Source organism: Diaminobutyricimonas sp. LJ205, assembly GCF_009755725.1.
Classification (GTDB): domain Bacteria; phylum Actinomycetota; class Actinomycetes; order Actinomycetales; family Microbacteriaceae; genus Ruicaihuangia.
Genome location: NZ_CP046619.1, coordinates 2,888,897 through 2,913,606, shown reverse-complemented (window position 1 = coordinate 2,913,606; position 24,710 = coordinate 2,888,897). Strand labels below are relative to the sequence as shown.

At 67.8% G+C, this 24,710-nt stretch carries 23 protein-coding genes; 18 read left to right on the top strand and 5 right to left on the bottom strand.

Going from position 1 to position 24,710, the window contains the following annotated elements; genetic code table 11:
* Nucleotides 1-8 precede the first annotated feature (8 nt).
* The 9 genes from GO591_RS14195 to GO591_RS14160 all read left to right on the top strand — a co-directional run bounded on the left by GO591_RS14195 (nt 9) and on the right by GO591_RS14160 (nt 8,698).
* On the top strand, nt 9-506 hold the full coding sequence (locus GO591_RS14195) for a PH domain-containing protein (RefSeq protein ID WP_157157417.1): 498 nt from the start codon (nt 9-11) through the stop codon (nt 504-506).
* On the top strand, nt 503-2,179 hold the full coding sequence (locus GO591_RS14190; RefSeq protein ID WP_157157416.1) for a PH domain-containing protein: 1,677 nt from the start codon (nt 503-505) through the stop codon (nt 2,177-2,179). Before GO591_RS14195 ends, GO591_RS14190 begins: the two co-directional genes overlap by 4 nt.
* Entirely contained in the window at nt 2,176-2,892 is a 717-nt protein-coding gene (locus tag GO591_RS14185) for a DUF2520 domain-containing protein (protein ID WP_157157415.1), read from the top strand. The genes GO591_RS14190 and GO591_RS14185 overlap by 4 nt, the downstream gene beginning before the upstream one ends.
* Nucleotides 2,889-3,719 (top strand): pantoate--beta-alanine ligase, encoded by an 831-nt coding sequence (panC, locus tag GO591_RS14180; RefSeq protein WP_157157414.1) that lies wholly within the window; start codon nt 2,889-2,891, stop codon nt 3,717-3,719. Before GO591_RS14185 ends, panC begins: the two co-directional genes overlap by 4 nt.
* A gap of 44 nt (nt 3,720-3,763) precedes the next feature.
* Nucleotides 3,764-4,309, top strand: a complete 546-nt coding sequence (locus tag GO591_RS14175; RefSeq protein WP_157157413.1) for a hypothetical protein — start codon at nt 3,764-3,766, stop codon at nt 4,307-4,309.
* 7 nt (nt 4,310-4,316) lie between these two features.
* A complete protein-coding gene (locus tag GO591_RS14170; RefSeq protein ID WP_157157412.1) occupies nt 4,317-5,195 on the top strand; it encodes an alpha/beta fold hydrolase in 879 nt (292 codons plus the stop codon).
* A 31-nt stretch (nt 5,196-5,226) separates the two neighbouring features.
* Nucleotides 5,227-6,720 carry a lysine--tRNA ligase gene (gene lysS / locus GO591_RS14165; protein ID WP_157157411.1) on the top strand — a complete coding sequence of 498 codons (1,494 nt, stop codon included), beginning with the start codon at nt 5,227-5,229 and terminating at the stop codon, nt 6,718-6,720.
* Between the two features lie 163 nt (nt 6,721-6,883).
* On the top strand, nt 6,884-7,057 hold the full coding sequence (locus GO591_RS15815) for a hypothetical protein (protein WP_167137957.1): 174 nt from the start codon (nt 6,884-6,886) through the stop codon (nt 7,055-7,057).
* Nucleotides 7,058-7,171: 114 nt separating this feature from the next.
* Nucleotides 7,172-8,698 (top strand): ATP-dependent DNA ligase, encoded by a 1,527-nt coding sequence (locus GO591_RS14160; protein WP_157157410.1) that lies wholly within the window; start codon nt 7,172-7,174, stop codon nt 8,696-8,698.
* 113 nt (nt 8,699-8,811) lie between these two features.
* Here the strand turns inward: GO591_RS14160 and GO591_RS14155 are convergent, their stop codons facing one another.
* Together GO591_RS14155 and GO591_RS14150 are read right to left on the bottom strand one after the other, a co-directional pair.
* A complete protein-coding gene (locus tag GO591_RS14155) occupies nt 8,812-9,846 on the bottom strand; it encodes a pirin family protein (protein ID WP_157157409.1) in 1,035 nt (344 codons plus the stop codon).
* 12 nt (nt 9,847-9,858) lie between these two features.
* Nucleotides 9,859-10,569, bottom strand: a complete 711-nt coding sequence (locus GO591_RS14150) for a hypothetical protein (protein ID WP_157157408.1) — start codon at nt 10,567-10,569, stop codon at nt 9,859-9,861.
* Between the two features lie 111 nt (nt 10,570-10,680).
* On the opposite strand from GO591_RS14150, the gene GO591_RS14145 reads away from it, so the two are divergent.
* Nucleotides 10,681-11,064, top strand: a complete 384-nt coding sequence (locus GO591_RS14145; protein ID WP_157157407.1) for a tautomerase family protein — start codon at nt 10,681-10,683, stop codon at nt 11,062-11,064.
* Between the two features lie 26 nt (nt 11,065-11,090).
* Here the strand turns inward: GO591_RS14145 and GO591_RS14140 are convergent, their stop codons facing one another.
* A complete protein-coding gene (locus GO591_RS14140; RefSeq protein WP_157157406.1) occupies nt 11,091-11,309 on the bottom strand; it encodes a helix-turn-helix domain-containing protein in 219 nt (72 codons plus the stop codon).
* Nucleotides 11,246-11,902: a hypothetical protein gene (locus tag GO591_RS14135; protein ID WP_157157405.1), complete on the bottom strand. Its 657-nt coding sequence runs from the start codon at nt 11,900-11,902 to the stop codon at nt 11,246-11,248. The genes GO591_RS14140 and GO591_RS14135 overlap by 64 nt, the downstream gene beginning before the upstream one ends.
* Nucleotides 11,903-12,193: 291 nt before the next feature.
* On the opposite strand from GO591_RS14135, the gene GO591_RS14130 reads away from it, so the two are divergent.
* The 4 genes from GO591_RS14130 (at nt 12,194) to GO591_RS14115 (ending at nt 18,139) form a co-directional block, all read left to right on the top strand.
* Complete coding sequence (locus tag GO591_RS14130) at nt 12,194-14,698, top strand: ATP-dependent Clp protease ATP-binding subunit (RefSeq protein WP_157157404.1); 2,505 nt, start codon at nt 12,194-12,196, stop codon at nt 14,696-14,698.
* 182 nt (nt 14,699-14,880) lie between these two features.
* The gene (locus GO591_RS14125; RefSeq protein ID WP_157157403.1) at nt 14,881-15,381 is read left to right on the top strand and encodes an amino-acid N-acetyltransferase; all 501 of its coding nucleotides are present in this window, start codon (nt 14,881-14,883) and stop codon (nt 15,379-15,381) included.
* A 71-nt stretch (nt 15,382-15,452) separates the two neighbouring features.
* Complete coding sequence (locus GO591_RS14120; protein ID WP_157157402.1) at nt 15,453-16,073, top strand: DUF4232 domain-containing protein; 621 nt, start codon at nt 15,453-15,455, stop codon at nt 16,071-16,073.
* Between the two features lie 146 nt (nt 16,074-16,219).
* Nucleotides 16,220-18,139 (top strand): FAD-binding monooxygenase, encoded by a 1,920-nt coding sequence (locus GO591_RS14115; RefSeq protein ID WP_157157401.1) that lies wholly within the window; start codon nt 16,220-16,222, stop codon nt 18,137-18,139.
* Between the two features lie 7 nt (nt 18,140-18,146).
* Here the strand turns inward: GO591_RS14115 and GO591_RS14110 are convergent, their stop codons facing one another.
* Nucleotides 18,147-19,799 carry a thiamine pyrophosphate-binding protein gene (locus GO591_RS14110; protein WP_157157400.1) on the bottom strand — a complete coding sequence of 551 codons (1,653 nt, stop codon included), beginning with the start codon at nt 19,797-19,799 and terminating at the stop codon, nt 18,147-18,149.
* Between the two features lie 194 nt (nt 19,800-19,993).
* On the opposite strand from GO591_RS14110, the gene GO591_RS14105 reads away from it, so the two are divergent.
* Genes GO591_RS14105 through hpaE form a run of 4 tightly spaced genes read left to right on the top strand, consistent with a single transcriptional unit; the run spans nt 19,994 to nt 24,685 of the window.
* Nucleotides 19,994-21,493, top strand: coding sequence for a fumarylacetoacetate hydrolase family protein (locus tag GO591_RS14105; RefSeq protein ID WP_157157399.1), 1,500 nt, complete (start codon nt 19,994-19,996; stop codon nt 21,491-21,493).
* A gap of 14 nt (nt 21,494-21,507) precedes the next feature.
* Complete coding sequence (locus tag GO591_RS14100) at nt 21,508-22,215, top strand: GntR family transcriptional regulator (RefSeq protein ID WP_157157951.1); 708 nt, start codon at nt 21,508-21,510, stop codon at nt 22,213-22,215.
* Complete coding sequence (gene dapA / locus GO591_RS14095; protein ID WP_157157398.1) at nt 22,212-23,174, top strand: 4-hydroxy-tetrahydrodipicolinate synthase; 963 nt, start codon at nt 22,212-22,214, stop codon at nt 23,172-23,174. Before GO591_RS14100 ends, dapA begins: the two co-directional genes overlap by 4 nt.
* A complete protein-coding gene (gene hpaE, locus GO591_RS14090) occupies nt 23,171-24,685 on the top strand; it encodes a 5-carboxymethyl-2-hydroxymuconate semialdehyde dehydrogenase (RefSeq protein ID WP_157157397.1) in 1,515 nt (504 codons plus the stop codon). Before dapA ends, hpaE begins: the two co-directional genes overlap by 4 nt.
* The last annotated feature ends 25 nt before the right edge of the window (nt 24,686-24,710 follow it).

The following is a 24,710-nucleotide window of genomic DNA, read 5'->3' as shown; positions in this document are numbered from 1 at the left end:
AGGACCCAGTGAGCCAGACTGACGCAAGAAGCCTCGAGCTGTCGGACACCACCTGGCAGCGGGTATCGCCGAAGTACATCGTCGTCGACGTCATCGGCTACGTCATCTTCGGCATCATCGCGGTCGGCGCAGTCGCCCTGCCTGCCATCCTGAGCGGAAACGTCTGGCTGTGGGCGCTGCCCGCCTCGCTGGCGATCATCTTCCTGATCACGATTGCGCTCACCCCGCGCCGGGTCCGCGCCATCGGCTATCAGCTGCGCGCCGACGACCTGGTCTATCGCCGCGGCATCCTGTTCCAGCGCTTCGTCGCCGTGCCCTACGGCCGGATGCAGCTGGTGGACATCAACCGGGGGCCGCTCGCGCGCGCCGTTGGCTTGTCGGAGCTCAAGTTCGTCACCGCCGCCGCGTCCACCGCGATCACCATCCCGGGGCTGGCGATGGCCGACGCGGAGCACCTGCGTGACCAGCTGGTCGCCCTCGCCGAAAGCCGCCGGGCCGGGCTGTGACCGAATCGCACGCCCTTCCCGAGCCGACTGGCCGTGAGGTCAGGCAGGTCTTTGACGATTCCACCGGGCTTGCTGACGGAAACTGGCACCGGCTGCACCCGGCGACGCCGTTGCTCAAGGGTGGCATCGCGCTCATCGCCATGCTCGGCATCATCATCGCCAACCTGCGTGAGCGACTGATCGACCTGTTCGTCGGCGCCGGGCGACCGGGCGAGGATCCGATCGACTGGGTGCTCAGCGAGGGTCTGCTGCCCATGGTGCTGGGCGTGGTCGCGCTGGTGCTGGTGCTCTTCGTGGTCGGCTTCTACCTCAGCTGGCGGATGCACACGTTCCGGATCACCGACGAGGTCGTCGAGGTGCGCAGCGGCATCCTCTTCCGCACCAACCGGCGGGCGAGGCTCGACCGGATCCAGGGCATCAACATCGTGCGACCGTTCTTCGCCCGCCTGTTCGGCGCCGCGAAGCTTGAGGTGAACCAGGCCGGCCAGGACGCCAACGTGCAGCTCGCCTACCTTCGCAGTACCAACGCCGATGACCTACGCCGCGACATCCTGCTGCTCGCGTCCGGCACTCAGCGTGCCGAGCAGGCAGCAGCGGAGGCTCGGGCCGAGGCATCCGGCAGCATCATCGACCGCCGCGTGCAGGAGCTGCTTGCCCCTGAACTCGACCCGAACGCCGCACCCATCGAGTCGGTGGTGAAGATGCACGCGGGCCGGCTGGCCGGTGCGATCGCGCTCAGCGAGACCGCGATCATCTTCTACCTGATCACCATCGGCTCCATGATCGCCATCCTGGTGTCCGGTGAGTTCGTCGCCGCGTTCGGCGTGATCCCGGCCATCCTCGGTATGGGCAGCTACCTGGTGTCGCGGTTCACGAAGTCGCTGCGCTATTCGATCGCAGGCACCCCCGACGGGGTGCGCATCGGCTACGGGCTGCTCTCGACGAGCAACGAAACCCTCCCTCCGGGGCGCGTGCACTCGGTGCAGATCAGCCAGTCGCTGCTCTGGCGCGGACTCGGCTGGTGGGAGGTCAAGGTCAACCGGGCCTCGCGCTCATCCACCCAGGGAGCCGCCGGCCAGGCGAACACCACGATTCTTCCGGTCGGCACCGCCGAAGACGTCGGACGGGTGCTCGCCCTGGTGATGCCCGACTTCGACCAGGCGCGCATCGGCTCCTCGGCGCTGATCTCCAAGGGTGGGGATGACGGCTTCGTGAACTCGCCGCCGCGCGCGGCGGTGCTGCGCTGGTTCAGCTGGCGCCGGAACGGGTTCGCGATCCTGCCTCGCCAACTCGTGCTGCGGAAGGGCGCGATCTGGCGCTCGCTGGTGATCGTGCCGCACGCCCGCCTGCAAAGCGTGGCGGTACGCCAGGGTCCGCTGCTGCGCTGGCTGCGGCTCGCGGCCATACATGTGCACACGGTCGCCGGTCCGATCACGCCGACCCTCGGTGCGATCGATCGTGACCAGGCGCTTCATTTCTTCGGGACGGTGGCGGATGCCGCGGTCCTGTCCGCCGCGCAGGACACGACGCATCGCTGGCGTGCGAGCGGGGCCGCGGCAGCGCCGGTCGACGTCGCTGCGCCAGTCGACGTCCCCGCATCCCTCGACGCGCCCGCGCCCGTGCACGTTCCGGGCGGCGGCCAGCAGCCGCCCCAGCCGGGACCGACGGCGTGAGTGCACCCTCCGCGCGGCTCGGCGTCGGCATCGTCGGTGCCGGCCGGGTCGGACCGATCCTCGGCGCCGCGCTCGCGGGCGCCGGTCACGCGCTCACCGGCATCAGCGCGCTCTCGGAGCAGAGCCGCGAACGTGCCGACGCTATCCTGCCGGGCGTACCGATCCTTGACGTGCCGCAGGTCATCGAGCGCAGCGAACTGGTGATCCTTGCGGTGCCGGATGCCGAGTTGGAGGGCCTCGTCGCAGGACTTGCCGCCACCGGCTCCTGGATTCCCGGACAACTCGTGATGCACACCTCCGCCCGCTACGGGTACGGCGTGCTTGGCCCGGCCACCGCGGCCGGGGTCATCCCGCTGGCGGTGCACCCCGCGATGTCGTTCACCGGGACCAGCATCGACCTGGTGCGCCTGCGCGAGAGCTGGTGCGCGGTGACGGCGCCGGGACCGGTGCAGCCGATCGGCCAGGCACTCGTCGTCGAGATGGGAGCCGAACCGGTGCTCGTCGCCGAGGCCGACCGACCCGCTTACGCCGAGGCGGTGGAGACGGCGACGAGCTTCTCGGCCGCGATCATCGGCCAGGCGGTCTCGCTGCTGGCCGGCATCGGGGTCGAGTCGCCCGGGTCCGTGCTCAGTTCCCTGGTGCGCTCATCGGTCGACAACGCGCTGGCCGCGGCATCCGACCCCGACCTGATTCCCCCGGAGGACCGACTGTGACCCGCGTCATCACGACCATCGCCGAACTGCGCAGCGAACTGGGCGGTCGCCCGGTCGCGCTCGTGCCGACCATGGGCGCGCTGCACGAGGGGCATCTCGCGCTCGTGGACCGGGCGCTGGAGCTTGCCGAGACCGTGGTGGTCTCGATCTTCGTCAACCCGCTGCAGTTCGGCCCGACCGAGGACCTCGACAAGTACCCGCGCACCCTGGATGCGGATGTCGCCGCGCTCGAGAATCGCGGCGTGCAGTACGTGTTCGCGCCGACGGTCACCGAGATGTACCCGAATGGCGACGTGGAGACCCGGGTCAGTGCCGGCGTGGTCGGCACCCTGTTCGATGGAGCGTCGCGGCCCGGCCACTTCGACGGCATGCTCACCGTCGTCGCCAAGCTGCTCAACGCGGTGCAGCCGGCCATCGCTGTGTTCGGCCAGAAGGACGCCCAGCAGGTCTTCCTCGTGCAGCGCATGGTGCGCGATCTGAACCTGCCGGTGCAGATCGAGGTGGTGGACACGGTGCGCGCGAACGATGGACTGGCGCTCTCCAGCCGCAACCAGTACCTGTCGGACGCCCAACGGCAGGCGGCGCTGACCCTGTCCCGTGCGCTGAATGCGGCCGTGGCATCCGCGTCGTCGCCGGAAGCCGCGTTGACGGCCGCCTACGCGACCATCGATGCGGTTCCGGATGTCGCGCTGGACTACGTCGCCCTGGTGAACCCGGCAACGTTCCTTCCTGTCGACGCTGCCTACACCGGCCCCGCCACTGCCCTCATCGCTGCCCGAGTCGGCACCACCCGGCTGATCGACACTGCGCGTCTCACCATCGGCTGAATAGCGGCCGACGAAGACGAGAACCACCGTCGTAGGCTCCGGTGGTGCTGGCGTCGCGGATCGCTGACGCGATCCCTTTAGCTCCAGCGCGTATCGAAACCCATGTCACACCCCACCCCTATCCTCAGCGGTGTTCGTGCCAGACAATGAAAGGGATGGGCAACATGTCCGAACCACAGGTCTGGGTGCTGATCGGTGTTTTCGCCGCAGCCATCTTCGCTGTGCTGGGTGTCATGACGACAATGTTCAGCGTCACGCTGCGTGCCTCACTGCGGGAGGTGAACTCCTCGATCGGCGGACTTCGCGAGGTGATGGACGCGCGGTTTGCGCGAATGGATGAACGTTTCAATGCAACGGACGCAAAATTTGAGTCCCGCTTCCAGGCGATGGATGCCAAATTGGAGAACCGTTTCGAGGCGATGGATGCGAAGTTCGAAGGCCTGCGCACCGAGGTCAACGGCAATTTCGCGGCGATCGACACCAAAGTCGACTCGATCGACCGCCGGGTCGACTCGATCGACAAGCGTCTGGACAACCTCGACCGTGACGTGCAGATTCTGACGAAGCGGGCGTTCGGCACCGACGTCTAGGGTTCCAGTGTCCGAGCATCTCGCCGTTCGGCTTGGGAACGGGTTGCGAATCCCGTACCTGGAACAGGGTGATCGAGGACGAGCCCCGCCGGTGGTCCTGCTGCACGCTTGGGGTGACTCGCCTGAGTTCTGGCGGCCGTTGCTTGACCGGCTGCCGTCGACGGTTCACGCGCTCGTCCCGGCGGGTCGCGGCCACGGCGGCGCCGACGCCCCGGAGAACGGGTACGCGCTCGCCGACTTCGCCGAGGACATGATTCTCTTCCTTGACGCGGTCAACGCGGTCGACCCGTTCGACGGGGTCGACGGGGTCAATCCGGTCGACGCGCGTGGCGAAGTGGACACCGCGACCGCGATCCTGGTCGGGCACTCCAGCGGCGGCTACATTGCGCGAGCGACGGCCTCCGCGTATCCCGATCGGATAGCCGGCCTTGTGCTTATCGGCTCGCCGTACTCGCTGCATGGACGGCGGCCGGGCTTCGCCGACGCGGTCGAGCAACTGCAAGACCCGATCTCCCCTGAGTCACTCGCGCCGATTCTCGACCTGTTCCCGGCACCTCCGACGCTCCCCAAAGCGGTCAGCGACGCGGTGGCCCGGGATGCGCGGTTGATCCCCGCGCGCGTCTGGCAGCAGACGCTGACCGGGCTGACTTCTGCGCCGCCTCCCATACCGCCGCGGCATCCACCGCCGACGCTCGTGATGCACGGGGCGGATGATTCCTTCCTCGACCTGAGCGATGCTGAAGCGCTGCGCCGTGACCTCGGCGGCGAGCTCGCCATCGTCGACGGTGCGGGCCATTTGGTGCTCTGGGATGACCCCGACCGGGTCGCCGCCCTGCTCCTGCACTTCGTCCGCCGGATTCGCCCAGCCGCGACCAACTACCATTGACAGGTTGGCAAACGGCACCACAGGAGCGCACATGAGCGAGACCGAGCAGGCAGAACTGACCGAGGCTGAGGTCTCGGAGCAGAAGGCCGTGCGCCTCGCTAAGCGCGAGCGTTTGCTCGAGGACGGTGAGGCCTACCCGGTGAGCCTGCCGATCACGTCCACGATTCCGCAGATCCGCGCGGAGTACGGCGAGTTGGAGGCGGATGCCACCACCGGCGTCATCGCTGGTATCGCTGGTCGCGTGGTGCACTCGCGGAACACCGGCAAGCTCTGCTTCGCCGCGCTGCAGTCCGGTGACGGCGCCCGGATCCAGGCCATGGTGAGCTTCGGCGAGGTTGGCCAGGAGTCGCTCGACCGTTGGAAGGAACTCGTCGACCTCGGTGACCACGTCTTCGTCTCGGGCGAGGTGATCTCCAGCCGCCGCGGTGAGCTGTCGATCATGGTGAAGGACTGGCAGATCGCAGCCAAGGCGATCCTGCCGCTGCCGAACCTGCACTCCGAGCTGAACGAAGAGACCCGGGTTCGTCAGCGCTACCTCGACCTGATCTCCCGCGACCAGGCCAGGCAGACCGTGCGGGCGCGTGCGCTCGCGGTGAGCTCACTGCGGCAGACTTTCGCGAACCACGACTACCTCGAGGTCGAGACGCCGATGCTGCAGACGATGCACGGCGGGGCATCCGCTCGTCCGTTCGTCACCCACTCGAACGCGTTCGACACCGAGCTGTTCCTGCGCATCGCGCCCGAGCTGTACCTGAAGCGCGCGGTTGTCGGCGGGCTGGAGCGGGTGTTCGAGATCAACCGCAACTTCCGCAACGAGGGCGCCGACTCCACACACAGCCCCGAGTTCGCAATGCTCGAGGCGTACCAGGCGTACGGCGACTACAACCAGATGGCCGACCTCACCCAGGAGATGATCCAAAACGCCGCGACGGCCGTCGCCGGTTCACACGTGGTGACCTGGGCGGACGGCACCGAGTACGACCTCGGCGGGCAGTGGGAACGCCTCTCGATGTACGAGTCGTTGTCCGAGGCATCCGGCACCGAGGTGACGCCCGAGACGCCCATGGCCAAGCTGCGGGAGATGGCCGACGCCGTTGAGATCGAGGTGCCGCACCCGCTGCCCGGCAAGTACGTCGAGGAACTGTGGGAGCACTACGTCAAGGGCGACCTGGTGCGGCCGACCTTCGTGATGGACTTCCCGGTGGACACCAGCCCGCTGGTCCGGGCGCACCGCACCAAGCCCGGCGTGGTCGAGAAGTGGGACCTGTACGTGCGCGGTTTCGAGCTGGCGACGGCGTACTCGGAGCTCGTTGACCCGGTGATCCAGCGCGAACGGTTCGTCGAGCAGGCGAAGCTCGCCGCCGGCGGCGATCTCGAGGCGATGCGCCTGGACGAGGAGTTCCTGCGCGCCCTGGAGCACGGCATGCCGCCGTCGGGCGGAATGGGCATGGGCATCGACCGCCTGCTGATGGCGCTGACCGGGCTCGGCATCCGCGAGACGATCCTGTTCCCGCTGGTCAAGTAGCGAGGCCCGTCCAGCGATGACAGAGGAACCAAAGAAGAAGCCGCCGCTGCCGCGGATCGCCCTCTGGGTGATGGTCGGGTTGGTCGCCGCATACTCGGTCGTGTCGGGCGTGATCGGCATCCTCGCCAAGGCCTGACCCAGCAACAACAGGTACCCTCGAGGTATGGATTTCTGGACCGCCGCGCTGTGGAGCGTCACTCCGACCGTTCTCGTCGGGCTGCTCTTCTGGTTCGTGATGCGGTCCGTGATTCGGGCCGACAGTGTCGAGCGCAAGGTCTACGCGAAGATCGAGGCCGAAGAGCGCGCCAAGTTCGAGGCGGAGCACTCCGGCTCCTAGCTGCGGGCGGTTGAGCCACTCTGTCGCGTCTGAGCCACCGCGCACCGGCTCAGTCACGACGAACTGGATCAGAAGCGCACCCCCGATGTCGGATGCCGGTGCCAGACTGGCCCCGTGCTGCTCGACGAGCTCGTCACCACCGCCGAAACTGTTGCCTCGACGCGATCGCGGCTCGCCAAAGTCGACGCCCTAGCGGCGCTACTGGGTCGGCTTGATCCCGACGAGATCGCGATCGCCGTCGGCTACCTCGTGGGCAAGCCGCGCCAGGGTCGGGTGGGCATCGGCTGGCGCGGTCTCAGCGCGGCGATGGGCGAGGAAGCGGATGCTCCGAGCATCACCATCGCCGAGGTCGACGCACTGCTCGACCGGCTGGCCGGGGCAACCGGTGCCGGGTCGGCAGGGGAAAGGGCCCGAGAGTTGCGCGAATTGACCGCGCGTGCCACCGCCCGCGAGCAACGGTTCCTCGGCGGGGTGCTCCTCGGCGAGATGCGCACCGGCGCGCTCGAGGGTGTGCTCACCGACGCGATCGCGCGGGCGGCCGACCGTCCCGGCGACCTCGTGCGGCGGGCCGCGATGCTCTCGGGCGACCTCGGCGAGACCGCGCGCATCGCCCTCACCGGCAGTGAGGCGGAACTCGAATCAGTCGGGCTCGAGGTCGGGCGCCCGGTGCTGCCGATGCTCGCGGCGACCGCGCCGAGCGTGTCCGCGGCGCTCGAGACGACCGGCGAGGCATCCGTCGAATACAAGCTCGACGGCGCGCGCATCCAGGTGCATCGCCTGGGCGATGATGTGCGGGTCTTCACCCGCAACCTCGCCGACGTCACCCACCGACTGCCCGAGGTCGTCGAGGTGGTGCGTGCTCTGCCGGTGCGCGACGTCATCCTCGACGGCGAGACGCTGTCGCTTGATGAGGACGGCGCGCCGCGCCCGTTCCAGGAGACGATGTCTCGATTCGGTGCGGATGCCGCGCGGGAGACGCTGCTGCATCCGTGGTTCTTCGACGTGCTGCATGTCGACGGGCGCGACCTGCTCGATGAGCCGCTCTCGATGCGGCTGGCCGAGCTCGAGCGCATCGCCGGCGAGCACCGGATTCCCGGCGAGGTCACCGCCGACGCCGAAGTCGCTGAGCGCGTGGCCAGCGACGCCCTCGCCGCCGGCCAGGAGGGAGTGGTCGTGAAGGCGATCGGCTCTCCCTACGCTGCTGGCCGCCGAGGATCGAGCTGGATCAAGGTGAAGCCCGTGCACACCTACGACCTCGTGGTGCTGGCATGCGAGTGGGGGTCGGGGCGGCGCGAGGGCTGGCTCTCCAACCTTCACCTGGGCGCGCTCGATCCTGTGGGAGAGTTCGGCGAGCCGGGCGACTACGTCATGGTGGGCAAGACATTCAAAGGCCTGACCGACGCGGTGCTGCGCTGGCAGACCGAATACTTCCCGCAGATTGAGGTACGGCGCACGGCCAACACGGTGTGGGTTGCGCCGACCACGGTGGTCGAGATCGCGATCGACGGGGTGCAACGGTCAAGCCGGTACCCGGGCGGGATCGCGCTGCGATTCGCCCGCGTCAAGCGCTATCGCGACGACAAGCGTCCCGAAGACGCCGACACGATCCAGACACTGCGGGCGCTGCTCGCATCGGGGTGACGTGTCGTGGGTCGTGCGGGGCCATGTTCGTGCCCGTTGGGGCGTTGGTGCCCGTTCGAGCAGGCACGGATGTCCCCAGCATGCACAAACGCACCGAACTGGATCAGACAGTGCTAGCCGCGCGGCTTGAGCCGCACGGTGGGCAGGGTCGGCGCGGGTAACGCCCCGCCACGGTCGTAGCCGTCGACGCGGCCGAAGCGTCCGGCATCCGTCTGCCCGTCGATCACGTCGCGCTGCCACTCTTCGCGGAAGGCGACCACCTCGTCGTGGGAGCGGCCGATGAAGTTCCACCACATGACGATCTGCTCGCCGAACGGGGTGCCGCCGATCAGCAGCAGACGGGCTGGCTCATCGCCGGCGGCGAGCACGAGGGTCTCAGCGCCGGGGGCCCGGTAGCCGAGCGCATGGGCGGGGACGGTTTCGTCGTCGACGGTGACGGCGCCGCTGTCGACCAGCACCCCGTGCTCGAAGCTCGGGTCGACCGGGAGCGCGATCTCGGTGTTCGGCGGCAGGTCGATCTGCGCGCCGACGATCGGCGAGAACGCTCTCGCGGTCGAGGTCTGACCAAGCAGACTGCCAAGGAATACGCTCACTCGGGCGCCCTGGTGCAGGGTCACCGGCGGCACATAGCGTTCGAAGAACGGCGCTGCGTGCCGGTGCTCGTCGGGCAGTGCGGTCCACAGCTGGGCGCCGTGCAGGATGCCGGCCCCACCGGTCGAGCCGCTTCCGCTGGTCAGGCCCACCTCCGTGGTCGAGCCCACCCCGCTGGTCGAGCCTGCCGAGACCGACACCTCGGAATGCTGGATGCCCCGCCCGGCGGTCATCAGGTTGAGCTCCCCAGGCCGCACGATCGCGGCTCCGCCCGAGGAGTCATGGTGCTCGATCTCGCCGGCGAACAGCCAACTCACCGTCTGCAGCCCGGTGTGCGGGTGCGGGGGAACATCCATCGCCACCGGATCCGGCCCGTAATGGTCGACGAAGCACCATGGGCCGATCAGCGAGCGCCCCCGCTGCGGCAGGGTGCGACGCACGGGCATCGCGCGCGGCCCGCCTAGAGGAACCTCGCGCGGCTCAAGGATCTCGACGCGCCCGTTGCCGGGTTCGTCTTCGCAGATCAGTTCCTGGGGGTCGGTTTCAAGGTTGCTCATCGTGCTTCGAGGTTACGGCCCGCTCGGAGGAGTTGCGGGAGGAGTCGCTGGCGGTGTCGTCGGGGGAGTTGGTGGCGTTGTCTCCGTCGGCGGCGGTGGCGGTGCCGTCTCGGTTGGCGGTGGCGGCGGCGGGGCCGTCTCGGTCGGGGGCGGTGCCGTTTCGGTAGGAGTCGGCGTCTGCGTCGGTGTCGGCGTCGCGGTCTCCGTCGGCGTGGGAGTGGGAGTCGGGGTTTGCGTCTGCGTCGGAGTGGGCGCCGTCGGGGTCGGAGTGGGCGTGGACACCGGTTCCGTGGAGGGGAACAGCATCGGCACCAGCAGCACCAGAGCGATCACGATCAGCAAAGCCAGGCCGCCGAGCACCCAGGGCAGCACCGGTCGTTTCCCGGATGTCCCGGCCGCGGTTGCTCCACCGGCGACGGGTTCGGTCGCGGTGGCCCCTGCAGCGGCACCCGTCGGCGCGCCGACGTCGGCGATCGGCACGTGGGGCGCGATCGGGACCGTGGCGGCGGCCGGCAGATCGCCCTGACCCTCATCCGGCGGAAGCCCCGGGGTGCCGAGAACCTGCGTCGCATCGGCGTCGGATCCGGGCGCCGTGGCCGGCGGAAGCGGAGCGGTCGGCTCGTCGGCCGCCGGTTGCCCGGCCCCCGGCTCACCCCCGGGTACCGCTGGCAGCGGCTTCGTGGAGTCGTCGTTCGGTCCGGGCATGTTCGGGTCCTGTGGCATGCAATCACCCCTATCCGGGCGCCAGCCTACCCACGGTCTCTGAGGCCGAGTCTGTGAGAGTCTCTCTGTTGCACCGTCGGGGTGAACTGCTGTCAAACGAATGGAAGAGCCATGCCGCTAGTGCGTATCGATCTCACCGAGGGGACATCCCCGGACTACCGGGCGGCAATCGTCGAGGTGGTCTACGACGCCCTCAGGCGAGTGGCCGGGGTGCCGGAGATTGACCGGTTCATGGTGGTGTCCGAGCACAAGCCCGGCAACCTCGTCATGGACCCCACATACATGGTCGAGCGCACCGACCGCGCGCTGATCATCCAGATCACGTTCAACGCCGGGCGCACCACCCAGGTGAAGAAGGACCTGTATCGCGCGATCGCCGACGGGCTTCACGAGCGGGTGGGACTGCGCACCGAAGACGTGTTCATCGGGCTCATCGAGGTGCCCAAGGAGAACTGGTCCTTCGGCAACGGGGAAGCCCAGTACGTAACCGAGTAATCCGGTCACGGCAGCGGCCCGGTGGCTTAGTCCGCGAGCACCAGCAGGTCGCCGACCTCGCACTCGAGCGCGTCGCAGACGGCGCGCAGGGTCGAATAGCGGATGGCCCTGGCCCGGTCGTTCTTCAGCACGGACAGGTTCACGATGCTGACCCCGACCAGTTCGCTGAGTCGGGTCAGGGTCATCCCGCGCTCCTCAAGCAGTTCGTCGAGACGGCAGTGAATTCCGGTGAGCTCTTCGCCCATGAGACCAGCCCCTCGGTGTCGCGCTGCAGGCGCTCGCCGAGTTCGAAGGCGGCGGCGACCGCGGCAAGGGCGACACCGACGACGAGTGGCGCCAAGTCGGCGTATCCGGCCATCGGGAACACCGTCTCGGCGGGATCCGGATCCAGTTGCGACGCGATCGAGAACTGGCCGGCGATCGTCAAGCCCGCCCCGATCAGGCCGCCAAGAATGAGCACGCCGCTTGTTGTCGCCAGCAGCCAGGTCATCGGCCGGGCGAACGGGCGACCCCGGACCAGACCGAGGCAGAGGTAGACGATCGTCGCGGCAATCGTCAGATGCATCAGCGCGGTGACCAGGATGCCGCCTCCGAGGAACGCCCGCGACCACCAGTCCAACCCGGAGACGACCACGGTCGCACTGTCGAAATTGCCTGAGAGCACCGTCGCCGTACCGACCGCCGCGTCCGGCGGCACCGGGTACTGGGTGCTGAGCGTCACGGTCGCCTCGGCTCCTCCGACCACTTCGATGAACGCCGTCACTGCGGTCACCGTCGCGGCGATCCCGTACACCCCTGCGAGCACCGCGAACAGCACGAGCGACAGGCGCTCCGACATCCGAAGTCCGTTACCTCTGACTGCACGCATTCCATCCCCAATGTTCAATGACCACAACCCCAATGTTCAATGACCACAACGACAATCGTTAACATAACGATTCTCGATAACCATGGCAACGGGTGATTGAGGCAAGAATGCGTCCGGATGCCTCAGGCTCGAGTCATCCGGAACCTCGTGCGCACTCCCGTCACGCCTACGGCGAACAGGGGCAGTTTTCGACCCCTCGGCTCGTTACCCTCGATGTATAGATCGGCACTGTCCCTGCCCAGTGCCCTTTGGGAGTTCGAAATGTTTGAGAGATTCACCGACCGAGCCCGTCGTGTCGTCGTCCTGGCCCAAGAAGAGGCCAAGATGCTCAACCACAACTACATCGGTACCGAGCACATCCTGCTCGGCCTGATTCACGAGGGTGAAGGCGTCGCCGCGAAGGCCCTTGAGGCGCTCGGCATCTCGCTCGACGCGGTGCGCGACCAGGTGCAGGACATCATCGGCCAGGGCCAGCAGCAGCCGACCGGGCACATCCCGTTCACGCCGCGCGCGAAGAAGGTCCTCGAGTTGAGCCTGCGTGAGGCGCTGCAGCTCGGCCACAACTACATCGGTACTGAGCACATCCTGCTCGGCCTGATCCGCGAGGGTGAAGGCGTCGCCGCCCAGGTGCTCGTCAAGCTCGGCGCCGACCTGAACAAGGTGCGTCAGCAGGTCATCCAGCTGCTCTCGGGCTACCAGGGCAAGGAAGCCGTCGCGGCAGGCGTCGACAATGCTGCCGCGGACGCCAAGGGTTCGCAGATCCTCGACCAGTTCGGTCGCAACCTGACCCAGGCGGCCCGCGAGGGCAAGCTCGACCCGGTCATCGGACGCGAGAAGGAGATGGAGCGGGTCATGCAGATCCTCTCCCGCCGCTCGAAGAACAACCCGGTGTTGATCGGTGAGCCCGGCGTCGGCAAGACCGCCGTCGTCGAGGGCCTTGCCCAGGCCATCGTCAAGGGTGATGTGCCCGAGACGCTGAAGGACAAGCAGCTCTACTCGCTCGACCTCGGCTCGCTCATCGCCGGTAGCCGCTACCGCGGTGACTTCGAAGAGCGCCTGAAGAAGGTCACCAAGGAGATCCGTACCCGCGGGGACATCATCGTCTTCATCGACGAGATCCACACCCTGGTTGGTGCGGGTGCCGCCGAGGGCGCGATCGACGCGGCCTCGATCCTGAAGCCGCTGCTTGCCCGCGGCGAGCTGCAGACCATCGGTGCGACCACGCTCGACGAGTACCGCAAGCACTTCGAGAAGGATGCCGCGCTCGAGCGCCGCTTCCAGCCGGTGCAGGTGCAGGAGCCGTCGCTCGCCCACGCGATCAACATCCTGAAGGGCCTGCGCGACAAGTACGAGGCGTTCCACAAGGTGTCCATCACCGATGGCGCGCTGGTGTCGGCAGTGAACCTCGCCGACCGCTACGTGCAGGACCGCTTCCTGCCCGACAAGGCCATCGACCTGATCGACGAGGCCGGCGCCCGCCTGCGCCTGTCGATCCTGTCGGCCCCGCCGGAGCTGCGTGAGTTCGACGAGCGGATCGCCCTTGTGCGCAAGCAGAAGGAAGACGCGATCGAGGACCAGGACTTCGAGAAGGCGGCATCGCTGCGCGACGAGGAGAAGAAACTCCTCGGCGAGCGGCTGCGGCTCGAGAAGCAGTGGCGCAGCGGGGATGTCGCGGCCAGCGGCACCGTCGATGAGGGTGTCATCGCTGAAGTGCTGGCGCAGGCCACCGGCATCCCGGTGTTCAAGCTCACCGAGGAGGAATCCGCCCGGCTCATCTTCATGGAGAAGGCCCTGCACCAGCGGGTGATCGGCCAGGACGAGGCCGTCTCGGTGCTGTCCAAGACCATCCGCCGCACCCGCGCCGGACTCAAGGACCCGAAGCGTCCCAGCGGTTCGTTCATCTTCGCCGGCCCGACCGGCGTCGGAAAGACCGAACTGGCCAAGGCGCTCGCCGAGTTCCTGTTCGACGACGAGGACGCGCTGATCTCGCTCGACATGAGTGAGTACGGCGAGAAGCACACCGTCTCGCGGCTGTTCGGCGCCCCTCCAGGCTTCGTCGGTTTCGAAGAGGGCGGCCAGCTCACCGAGAAGGTGCGACGCAAGCCGTTCAGCGTTGTGCTGTTCGACGAGATCGAGAAGGCCCACCCGGACATCTTCAACTCGCTGCTGCAGGTTCTGGAAGAAGGTCGCCTGACCGACGGTCAGGGCCGCGTGGTCGACTTCAAGAACACCGTCATCATCATGACGACGAACCTCGGTACGAAGGACATCACCGGCGGTCCCGTGGGCTTCACGCTCGAGGGCAACACCGAGAACTCGTACCGGGCGATGCGCGCGAAGGTGGTTGAGGAGCTGAAGAAGCACTTCAAGCCGGAGTTCCTGAACCGTGTCGACGAGACCATCGTGTTCCCGCAGCTGGGCCAGGACGAGCTGCTTCAGATCGTCGACCTGTTCGTCAAGCGGCTGCGTGAGCGCCTGATGGACCGCGACATGACGATCGACCTGACCGAAGCAGCTAAGAAGCAGCTGATCACGCTCGGCTTCGACCCGGCGCTCGGCGCGCGTCCGCTGCGGCGCGCGGTGCAGCACGAGATCGAGGACCGCCTGTCCGAGAAGATCCTGCACGGCGAGCTCAACGCGGGCGACCACGTGCACGTGGACATGGTCGGTGGCGAGTTCATCTTCAGCACCAGCCGGCAGCCCGGCCGCGAGGACGCCCTCGCTGCAAGCGCCGACCCGGCGATCACCGCGGGCGAGGCCAAGTAGTAGCTGGTCGAGCTTGTCGAGACCACAGGGGGCGGCGGAGACATCCGCCGCCCCCTTTCGCGTGCCCGGATGCCGCCGCGGCCGACCTTTCCGTCGATGGCAGGGGTTTCGGCGTGCGCCATGGGCGGAAAGTCTGGCCGTCGGCGACAGGCCGGCCATCGGTGCACCCCTAGGATCGTGACGTGACCTTCACTGTGCGCCCCGCCCGGACCAGTGATGTGCCCGGCATCCAGCGACTGATCGAACCGCTTGTTCACGAGCGCATCCTGCTCGGCAAGGAACGGGTGTCGTTCTATGAGGCCGTGCAGGAGTTTCGCGTCGCCGAGGACGCCGACGACAACCTCATCGGCTGCGGCGCCCTGCACGTGATGTGGGAAGACCTCGGTGAGGTGCGCACGCTGGCCGTCGCCCGGGACTGGCTCGGCCGCGGCGTCGGGCATGCGCTGCTCGACACCCTGGAATCCGACGCGCAGGCGCTCGGGTTGAGCCGGCTGTTCTGCCTGACGTTCGAGGTGGACTTCTTCGCCCGGCACGGCTTCCAGGCGATGAGCGATGAGATCGTCGATGCGGATGTCTATGCCGAACTCGTGCGGTCCACCGACGAGGGCGTCGCCGAGTTCCTCGACCTCGCCCGCGTGAAGCCGAACACGCTCGGCAACACCCGCATGCTGAAACACCTTTGAATCCGGTGGGAGTGCGGCGGACACGCAGGCCAATCCCCGGATGCTGACGGACGCTTAGTTACCCTGTGCACATGTCGACGTTCCGCAATCCCGTCGGCCCGCAGCCCAGCAGCGTGTACTGGCGGCGGCGCCTGATCGTGCTGCTCGGCCTGATCGCCGTAGTTGTGATCATCGTGCTCATCGTCACGCGGCCCGGATCGGCGGATGCCGGCAAGGAGCCGACCGGGGCGACTGAGTCCAACCAGCCGACGGATGGCGAGTCATCCGCGCCGGCGGCGACGGGCGATCCGACTGAGTGCGACCCGTCGGTGCTGAAGCTTGACGCGGTAACCGACAAGGGCGAATACGCGGCCGGCGAGACGCCGATGATCTCGATGACCCTCACCAACAACGGCGCCGTGGCGTGCACAATCAACGCCGGCACCGACGTGCAGGAACTCGTGGTCGGCAGTGGCCAGGAGCAGTACTGGTCGTCGAAGGACTGCCAGACCAACCCGGCGGCAGCGCCGATCACGCTCGAACCGGGCAAGCCGCAGACGACCTCGCCGATCCCGTGGGAGCGGGTCCGTTCCTCGGTGGACACCTGCGAGCAGCAGGACCGCCCCGAGGTCACCGCCGGTGGTGCGAGCTACCACCTGACCGTGCGCCTCGGTGAGATCGAGTCCGAGAGCAAGCGGTTCCTGCTCTACTAATTCCGGTGGGTGAGGAGTGCGCGAGCTTGCGAGCACGCGTCTCGAAACCCTTGGTCCTCGCCGCACTGCGGGCCGGTCCGTTCAATAATGGAAACGCCCTTCGACAGCGCCGTCGAAGGAAGTCAACGGCGACATGTGAGGACCCCATGCAGTTCCACCACCACGGCTACGTATCCGGCGATCCGCGCATCAGTCCCCCGGCAGGCACCGGGGTGAACCGCCCCGAGCAGCTTCCCGACGAGGTCGACGTGCTCATCGTGGGCTCCGGGCCGGCAGGCATGATCCTGGCTGCACAACTCTCCCAGTTCCCGCAGATCAACACGCGAATCATCGAGCAGCGGCCCGGTCGCCTCGAGATCGGCCAGGCCGACGGCATCCAGGCTCGCAGCGTCGAAACCTTCCAGGCGTTCGGCTTCGCCGAGCAGATCTCCAGCGAGGCCTACCACATCACCGAGATGTGCTTCTGGGGCCCGGATCCGGAGGATCCGACGAAGATCATCCGGACCGATCGGGCCGTGGACGACGAGACCGGCATCAGCGAGTTCCCGCACCTGATCGTGAATCAGGCCAGGGTGCTCGACTACTTCGCCGAGGTGGCGGCGAATTCGCCGACCCGGTTGACCCCGGACTACGCGCTCGAGTTCGTCGGACTGGAGGTAGCCGACGAGGGCGATTTCCCCGTAACCGTGACGCTGCGGGAGGGTGCCGGGGATCGGGCAGGCGAGGAACGCCAGGTGCGTGCCAAGTACGTCGTCGGGTGCGACGGCGCGCGCAGCGCCGTGCGTGAATCGATCGGCAGGAAGCTCGTCGGCACCCACGCCAAGCATGCCTGGGCGGTGATGGACACGCTGGCAGTAACCGACTTCCCCGACATCCGCACCAAGTGTGCGATCCAGTCGCAGGTCGGCAGCATCCTGCTCATCCCCCGCGAAGGCGGTTACCTCTTCCGCATGTACGTCGATCTCGGAGAGATCGCGGACGAAGACCACCACAGGGTCCGGCAGACGACGGTCGAGACAGCGATCGTCAAGGCCAATGCGATCCTGCACCCCTACACGCTCGACGTGAAGAACGTCGCCTGGTACAGCGTCTACGAGGTCGGCCATCGTCTCACCGACAAGTTCGACGACGCGACCCCCGAGACCGGCCGCTCGCCGCACGTGTTCATCACCGGCGACGCGTGTCACACGCACAGTGCCAAGGCAGGCCAGGGCATGAACGTGTCGATGCAGGATGGCTTCAACCTCGGCTGGAAGCTCGCACACGTGCTCACCGGTCGAAGCCCGGAAAAGCTGCTGCAGACCTACTCCGACGAGCGGCAGGTGATCGCGCAGAACCTCATCGACTTCGACAAGGTGTGGTCGACGATGATGGCGAAGAAACCCGAGGAGTTCGAGAGCCCCAAGGAATTGGGGGAGTTCTACGTGCGCACCGCCGAATTCCCGGCCGGGTTCATGACGCAGTATCCGCCGTCGATGCTGATCGGCGAGGCGACGCATCAAGACCTCGCGACCGGGTTCCCGATCGGCAAGCGCTTCAAGTCGGTGCCGGTCATGCGGGTCGCCGACGGAAACCCCATTCACCTGGGGCACCACCACCGCGCGGATGGCCGGTGGCGGATGTACGCCTTCCCCGGCAGGGCTGGATCAGGCGGTGACGCGGTCTTCCGTGACTGGGCCGAGTGGCTGGCGACCGCACCGGAATCACCGGTCGTGGCCTACACGCCGGCCGATGCGGATATCGACAGCGTGTTCGACGTCAAGGTGGTCTACCCCGGGGCGCACGTCGAAGTCGACATCATGAGCGTCCCCGAGATCTTCCTGCCCCGCGTCGGCCCATTCGAGCTGATCGACTACGAGAAGGTGTACGCGGCGGGCGACGAGGACATCTTCGAGCAGCGCGGCATCGACCGCGAGGCCGGATGCCTGGTGGTGGTGCGCCCCGACCAGTACGTGGCGCACGTCCTGCCGCTCACCGCGACCGCCGAACTCGCTGAGTTCTTCGCCGGAAACATGCTCGCCGCGCACGGAGCGCACGGTGCGCGCGCCGAACTCGCTGAGGCCTGAGTTCGGGTCAGCTGTTCACGCGGAAAATCTCCTGGTAATACGGCGCGATGATCTCGCCCGAGATGCGCAGATCCAGCAACAGGAATGGTCGCTCGTCGGCTGGCCGGTCGGTCCAGTCGGCGAGCGTGTCCAGATCGGGCAGTTCCCGGACCACCACGCCCTCGGCGCCGACAGCGGACGCGAGGGATGCGAAATCGACCTCGGGAATGCGCATCGGGCCGTCGGCGAGACCCTTCAGCCCGTAGAGGTTGACCTCGGCGCCATAGGCAGCGTCGTTCCAGACCACGGCAAGCCCGCGCCCGCCGGCGACGCGCACCGCGGTCTCCAGGTCGGCCAGCGCCATGAGCCCACCGCCGTCGCCCGTGCTCAGCACAATGGTGGCGTCTGGTTTGGCCATCGCTGCTCCTGGCACGCTCGGGAAGCCAAGGCCGATCGACTGGTACGCGGTGCCGACCATGACCATCCGATCCGGCGACGCAACCGGCCAGTACATGTTCGACCAGCCGAGGAAGTGGCCGCCGTCGGAGACCACCACTCGATCGGACGGCAGCAGCTCAGCGATCCGTCGCGCCGCCGACCGCGGGTCGAGGCGGCCGTCGGAGGCGAGGGGCTCGCCGGGATCGTGCTCGGTGACTCCGCTGAGGTCCAGCGATTCGCGCCATCCGCGCGGCGCCGCTCCTCGAGCACCGAGCTCCGCGACCAGGGCATTCGCCACGACTGCTGCGTCGCCGCGAATGAACGCTCCAATGTGTGGGTGCGTGGCCGTCGGGGCGACATCGACCTGGATCACGCGGGTGCCGGGCGCGAACAGGCCGCCGAACCGCATGGTGAACTGATTGAGCGAGGCACCGAACACCACGGCGACGTCGGCGTCGTGGATCAGGGCCATCGCAGCCTCGGCGCCGAACCCTCCGGTGACGCCGAGATCGTAGCGTGCGTCGGGGAAGAGGCCGCGGCCGAGAGCGGTCGACGCGGTGAGGGCACCGGTGGCCTCGGCCAGGGCGCCGAGCGCCTCGCCGGCGCCGGCCAGCCAGGCCCCACGACCGGCCAACAGCACCGGCCGGTGCGCGCCGGCCAGCGCTGCCGCCGCATCTTTCACTGCGGCGGTGGCGAAGGGGCCGGTGGGGATCAGCGGTTCGGGCAGCTGCGGCTCGGGAGTGACCGGAACCGGGCCGGCGTCGACGGTGGCCACGTCGTACGGGATCGCGAGCACCGTGGGCACCCGGTAGGACAGTGCATGCTCGATCGCGATGATGGTGGTGGCCGCGGCATCCGCTCGCCCCACCGTGTAGGTGCGCGCGCCGACTCCCGACGCGAGCGCGATCTGGTCGACATCCCACGACCGGCGCCCGGAAGTCGGCTCGTCGCCCACAACGAGCACCAGTGGCACCCGCGCCTGCACCGCCTCGGCCAGGGCCGTGAGCGTGTTGGTGAACCCTGCACCGTAGGTGGCGGTTGCCGCGGCCAGGCCGCCGCCCGACCGGTGGTAGGCGTCGGCCGCGACAACGGCGCCGCCCTCGTGGCGAACCGCGGTGAAGGAGGCGGATGTCTCGCGCTCGAGCGCGTCGAGGAAGTAGGCGTTGCCGTTGCCCATCACCCCGAAAACGTGGTCGACGTGGCGGGCCAGCGTGATGGCGACGTGGGCGGAAACGCAAGGCATGCGCAAGCCTTTCGAGACAGGGACGGGACAGGTTCCGTATGTGTCTCGCGCGGCGGCGGTGCGACCAGATGCAGTGCCGCTTGGCTTCGTGCCCATTTTTCGAGCACTCGTCGGCAGTGAGCCGACCGGACGTCGCGAGTCTAGTGATCCGGCCGAGGGCTAGACAAATGTACGAAAAGATATACGATCAAAATATGACCGATCATGAGCCTGCGGGCCGTACCGGGACTGGCATCGACGCCGAAGCCAGCCTGCGACGGCCCGGCAAGATTATCGCGCTGCATCTGAACTACCCCAGCCGCATTGCCCAGCGTGGCCGGGCGCCTGAGCAGCCCTCCTACTTCCTCAAGCCGAGCACGTCGGTGGCTTCCAGCGGCGGTGTGATCGAACGCCCGGCCGGCACCGAACTGCTCGCCTTCGAGGGCGAAATCGCCCTGGTGATCGGCTCCGCAGCGAAGAACGTCGCTCGTGAGGACGCCTGGTCGCATGTGGCCGCGGTGACCGCCGCCAACGACTTCGGTGTCTACGACCTGCGCTGGGCCGACAAGGGCTCCAACTTGCGGTCGAAGGGCGGCGACGGGTTCACGCCGCTCGGACCGCGCCTGATCGACGCGCGCTCGGTCGATCCGGCCGCGCTGCGCATCCGCACCTGGGTCGACGGTGTGCTCGTCCAGGATGACACCACCGCCGAACTGGCGTTCACGTTCGACCAGCTGGTCGCCGACCTGTCCGAGCTGATCACCCTGGAAGAGGGAGATGTCATCCTCACCGGCACCCCAGCCGGGTCTAGCGTGGTTGCGCCGGGGCAGACCGTGGAAGTGGAAGTGGATGCCCCGGGCGCCGCGGGTGCGCCATCGAGCGGCCGACTCGTCACCAGCGTCGTCGAGGGCCGGGTCGCACCCGGCGCACACGGCGCGGGGCCGAAGGTCGACGACCTCCAGCGCGCGGAAGCCTGGGGCAGCCCTGAGGCGGCGGGCATCCCCGCTGCGCCGAAGCCGTTCGAACTCACCGCTTCGCTGCGCGAGAAGCTCGCCTCGGTGGGCACCGCCACGCTCAGCGCTCAGTTGCGCAAGCGCGGCCTGGACAACGTGACCATCGATGGCGTGCACCCGACGCATCCCGGCGAGCGGATGATCGGCCGCGCGCGCACCCTGCGTTTCATCCCGAACCGGGAAGACCTCTTCGAATCGCATGGCGGAGGCTTCAACGCCCAGAAGCGTGCCTTCGACTCGCTCGGTGAGGGCGACGTGCTCGTGATCGAGGCGCGCGGCGAAGCCGGCACCGGAACGGTCGGCGACATCCTCGCGCTGCGGGCACAGGTGCTCGGGGCCGCCGGGATCGTGACCGACGGCGGCATCCGCGACCTGGCGACCGTGGCGGCGCTGACGATTCCCGCCTACTCGCAGGGTGGGCACCCCGCGGTGCTCGGCCGCAGGCACGTGCCGTGGGACACCGATCTGACGATCGCCTGCGGCGGCACCGCCGTGCAGCCGGGCGACGTGATCGTCGGCGACGACGACGGGGTGCTGGTCATCCCGCCGCGGTACGTCGAGGAGGTCGTCGAAGCCGCCATCGTCCAGGAACGCGAAGAGCAGTACATCGCCGAGCAGGTCGCCGCGGGGGAGAGCGTCGACGGGCTCTACCCGATGAACGCGACCTGGAAGAAGCGCTACGAGGAGGCCCGCGAACGATGAAAGCGACGGACTCCATGACGGATGCTGCGGTGCCCAGTAACTCCCAGCCGAGCTCGAGGCCGAGCAAGTCCCAGCAGGCCTACGCGTTCGTCCGCGCCCGCATCGACGATGGTCGCTACACGCCCGGCTTCCGCCTGGTGCTCGGCCAGATCGCCAAGCAACTCGGCGTGAGCGTGGTGCCCGTGCGCGAGGCGATCCGCCGCCTCGAGGCCGAGGGACTCGTGACCTTCGAGCGCAACGTCGGCGCCCAGGTCGCGATGGTCGACGAACGCGAATACTTCTACACGATGGAGACGCTGAGCCTCGTCGAGGGCGCTGCCACCGCGCTGTCGGCCCCGTTCGTGACCGGCAGCGACCTCATTCAGGCCCGCGAGATCAACGGCAAGATGATCGACAGCCTCGAGCATTTCGACCCGCGCCAGTTCACGGAGCTGAACCGGGCCTTTCACTCCGTGATCTTCGAGCACTGCCCGAACCCGCACGTGCTCGACCTCGTGCACCGCGGTTGGAAGCGGCTCGCCGTGCTGCGCGACTCCACTTTCAGTTTCGTGCCCGGCCGCGCCCGTGAATCCGTTGACGAGCACGAGCGCCTGCTGCAGCTGATCGAAACGGGCGCGACTCCCCTCGAAATCGAGCTCGCTGCCCGAGCCCACCGCACCAGCACGCTCGACGCCATGCTCTCCTACCAAGCCACTCACCAGACCGAAAGCGCAGGACGATGACGTTCCGAACCAACCCCCATTCGATTCGCGGATCGATCGCCCCGCTGGTGACCCCGTTCACCGCCGAGGGTGCTGTCGACCACGAGAGCCTGGCCAATCTGGTGAACTGGCAGCTCGCCAACGGCACGCATGGCCTCTCGATCGGCGGGTCGACCGGTGAACCGAGCTCGCAGAGCATCGATGAACGTTTCGCGGCGATCAAGACCGTCATCGACGCGGGTGGAGGTCGCGTCCCCGTTGTGGCCGGCACCGGCAGCGCCAAACTCGATGAGACCATTGAGCTCACCGGTCGCGCCGTGGACGCCGGCATCGACGCCTCGCTGATCATCACGCCCTACTACGCCCGGCCCACCCAGGAGGCGCTGTACGTCTGGTACAAGGCGATCGCCGCAGAGTTCCCGAACCTGCCGATCCTCGCCTACAACGTGCCGGTGCGGACCGCGGTCGACATCGCTCCGGAGACCATCGCCCGGCTCTACCGCGACGTGGACAACTTCGTCGGCGTCAAGGAGACCACCAAGGACTTCGAGCACTTCTCCCGCGTGCTGCAGCTGTGCGGCAAGGAGCTGATCGTCTGGTCCGGGATCGAACTGCTCTGCCTGCCGCTGCTCGCGCTCGGCGGCATCGGCTTCCTCTCCGCCACCGCGAACATCGCCCCGGCCGCCCACGCCAGGATGTACGAACTGTGGGAGGCGGGCGACATCGAAGCGGCCCGCGAGATCCACTACGGACTGCACCCGCTCGTCGACCTGCTGTTCGTCGAGACCAACCCGGCACCGTCCAAGTGGGTGCTCGAGCAGCGCGGCCTGATCCGTTCCGGTTACGTTCGCCCGCCGCTGATCACGCCCACCGACGGCGGCCTGTCGAAGATCCGGGCGTACCTCGAGCAGGGCGCCGACTACCTCACCCCCACGGGGGATTTCAACGTCGAACTCAGCGTCGGAGGAAATCAATCATGACGATCCAACAGAGCCCGCGCATCCAGCACATCCCCGAGGGGCTGCCGGAGCGCATCCAGCACTACATCGACGGCGAGTTCGTCGACAGCATCGGCGGCGCCACGTTCGACGTGCTCGACCCGGTGTCGAACCAGACCTACGTGCAGGCCGCTGCCGGCCAGCGGGAAGACGTGGATCGCGCGGTCGCCGCCGCCCGCAAGGCCTTCGATGAAGGACCCTGGCCGCGGATGCTGCCGCGCGCCCGGTCGCGGGTGCTCAACCGCATCGCCGACATCGTCGAATCGCGCGACGCCCGCCTCGCCGAACTGGAGTCGTTCGACTCCGGCCTGCCGATCACCCAGGCCCTCGGGCAGGCCCAGCGGGCGGCGGAGAACTTCCGGTTCTTCGCCGACCTGATCGTCGCCCAGGCCGATGACACCTACAAGGTGCCCGGCCGGCAGGTCAACTACGTGAACCGCAAACCCAAGGGCGTCGCCGGTCTGATCACCCCGTGGAACACCCCGTTCATGCTCGAGAGCTGGAAGCTCGCGCCGGCGCTGGCTTCCGGCTGCACCGTGGTGCTGAAGCCTGCAGAGTTCACGCCGCTGTCGGCGAGCCTCTGGGCGGACATCTTCCGCGAGGCCGGGGTGCCCGACGGCGTCTTCAACCTGGTCAACGGATTCGGCGAGGAGGCCGGCGACGCGCTGGTCAAGCACGAGGACGTGCAACTGATCTCCTTCACCGGCGAAAGCTCCACCGGGCAGATCATCTTCGCCAACTGCGCCGCGACCCTGAAGGGCATGTCGATGGAACTCGGCGGCAAGTCCCCAGCCGTGGTGTTCGCCGACGCCGACCTCGAAGCGGCGCTCGACGCCACCGTGTTCGGGGTGTTCTCGCTGAACGGCGAGCGCTGCACCGCCGGCTCGCGCATCCTGGTCGAACGCCCGATCTACGACGAGTTCGTCGAGCGGTACGCCGAGCGGGCGAAGAACATCGTCGTCGGCGACCCGCACGACCCGAAGACCGAGGTCGGCGCCCTGGTGCACCCCGAGCACTACGACAAGGTGATGAGCTACGTCGAGATCGGCAAGACCGAGGGGCGCCTCGTCGCCGGCGGTGGCCGCCCGGAAGGCTTCGACACCGGCAACTACATCGCCCCCACGGTGTTCGTCGATGTGAAGCCGGATGCCCGGATCTTCCAGGAGGAGATCTTCGGACCGGTGGTCGCGATCACCCCGTTCGATACTGAGGAAGAAGCGCTCGAACTTGCGAACGGCGTGAAGTACGGCCTCGCCGCCTACATCTGGACGAACAACCTCAAGCGCGCCCACAACTTCTCGCAGTCGGTCGACGCGGGCATGGTCTGGCTGAACTCGAACAACGTGCGCGACCTGCGCACCCCGTTCGGTGGCGTCAAGGCATCGGGCCTGGGCCACGAGGGCGGCTACCGTTCGATCGACTTCTACACCGACCAGCAGGCGGTGCACATCACGCTGAACGAGGCACACTCGCCCCGGTTCGGCGCCCGCTGACTCGGCGCCCGCGCCGAGACATCCG

Excerpts from the sequence above, each read along its gene's own strand:
- lysS (WP_157157411.1), top strand. The coding sequence starts at position 5,227 with ATGAGCGAGACCGAGCAGGCAGAACTGACCGAGGCTGAGGTCTCGGAG.
- GO591_RS15815 (WP_167137957.1), top strand. The coding sequence starts at position 6,884 with ATGGATTTCTGGACCGCCGCGCTGTGGAGCGTCACTCCGACCGTTCTC.
- GO591_RS14155 (WP_157157409.1), bottom strand. The coding sequence starts at position 9,846 with ATGAGCAACCTTGAAACCGACCCCCAGGAACTGATCTGCGAAGACGAA.
- GO591_RS14150 (WP_157157408.1), bottom strand. The coding sequence starts at position 10,569 with ATGCCACAGGACCCGAACATGCCCGGACCGAACGACGACTCCACGAAG.
- GO591_RS14145 (WP_157157407.1), top strand. The coding sequence starts at position 10,681 with ATGCCGCTAGTGCGTATCGATCTCACCGAGGGGACATCCCCGGACTAC.
- GO591_RS14140 (WP_157157406.1), bottom strand. The coding sequence starts at position 11,309 with ATGGGCGAAGAGCTCACCGGAATTCACTGCCGTCTCGACGAACTGCTT.
- GO591_RS14135 (WP_157157405.1), bottom strand. The coding sequence starts at position 11,902 with ATGTCGGAGCGCCTGTCGCTCGTGCTGTTCGCGGTGCTCGCAGGGGTG.
- GO591_RS14130 (WP_157157404.1), top strand. The coding sequence starts at position 12,194 with ATGTTTGAGAGATTCACCGACCGAGCCCGTCGTGTCGTCGTCCTGGCC.
- GO591_RS14120 (WP_157157402.1), top strand. The coding sequence starts at position 15,453 with ATGTCGACGTTCCGCAATCCCGTCGGCCCGCAGCCCAGCAGCGTGTAC.
- GO591_RS14115 (WP_157157401.1), top strand. The coding sequence starts at position 16,220 with ATGCAGTTCCACCACCACGGCTACGTATCCGGCGATCCGCGCATCAGT.
- GO591_RS14110 (WP_157157400.1), bottom strand. The coding sequence starts at position 19,799 with ATGCCTTGCGTTTCCGCCCACGTCGCCATCACGCTGGCCCGCCACGTC.
- GO591_RS14105 (WP_157157399.1), top strand. The coding sequence starts at position 19,994 with ATGACCGATCATGAGCCTGCGGGCCGTACCGGGACTGGCATCGACGCC.
- GO591_RS14100 (WP_157157951.1), top strand. The coding sequence starts at position 21,508 with ATGACGGATGCTGCGGTGCCCAGTAACTCCCAGCCGAGCTCGAGGCCG.
- dapA (WP_157157398.1), top strand. The coding sequence starts at position 22,212 with ATGACGTTCCGAACCAACCCCCATTCGATTCGCGGATCGATCGCCCCG.
- hpaE (WP_157157397.1), top strand. The coding sequence starts at position 23,171 with ATGACGATCCAACAGAGCCCGCGCATCCAGCACATCCCCGAGGGGCTG.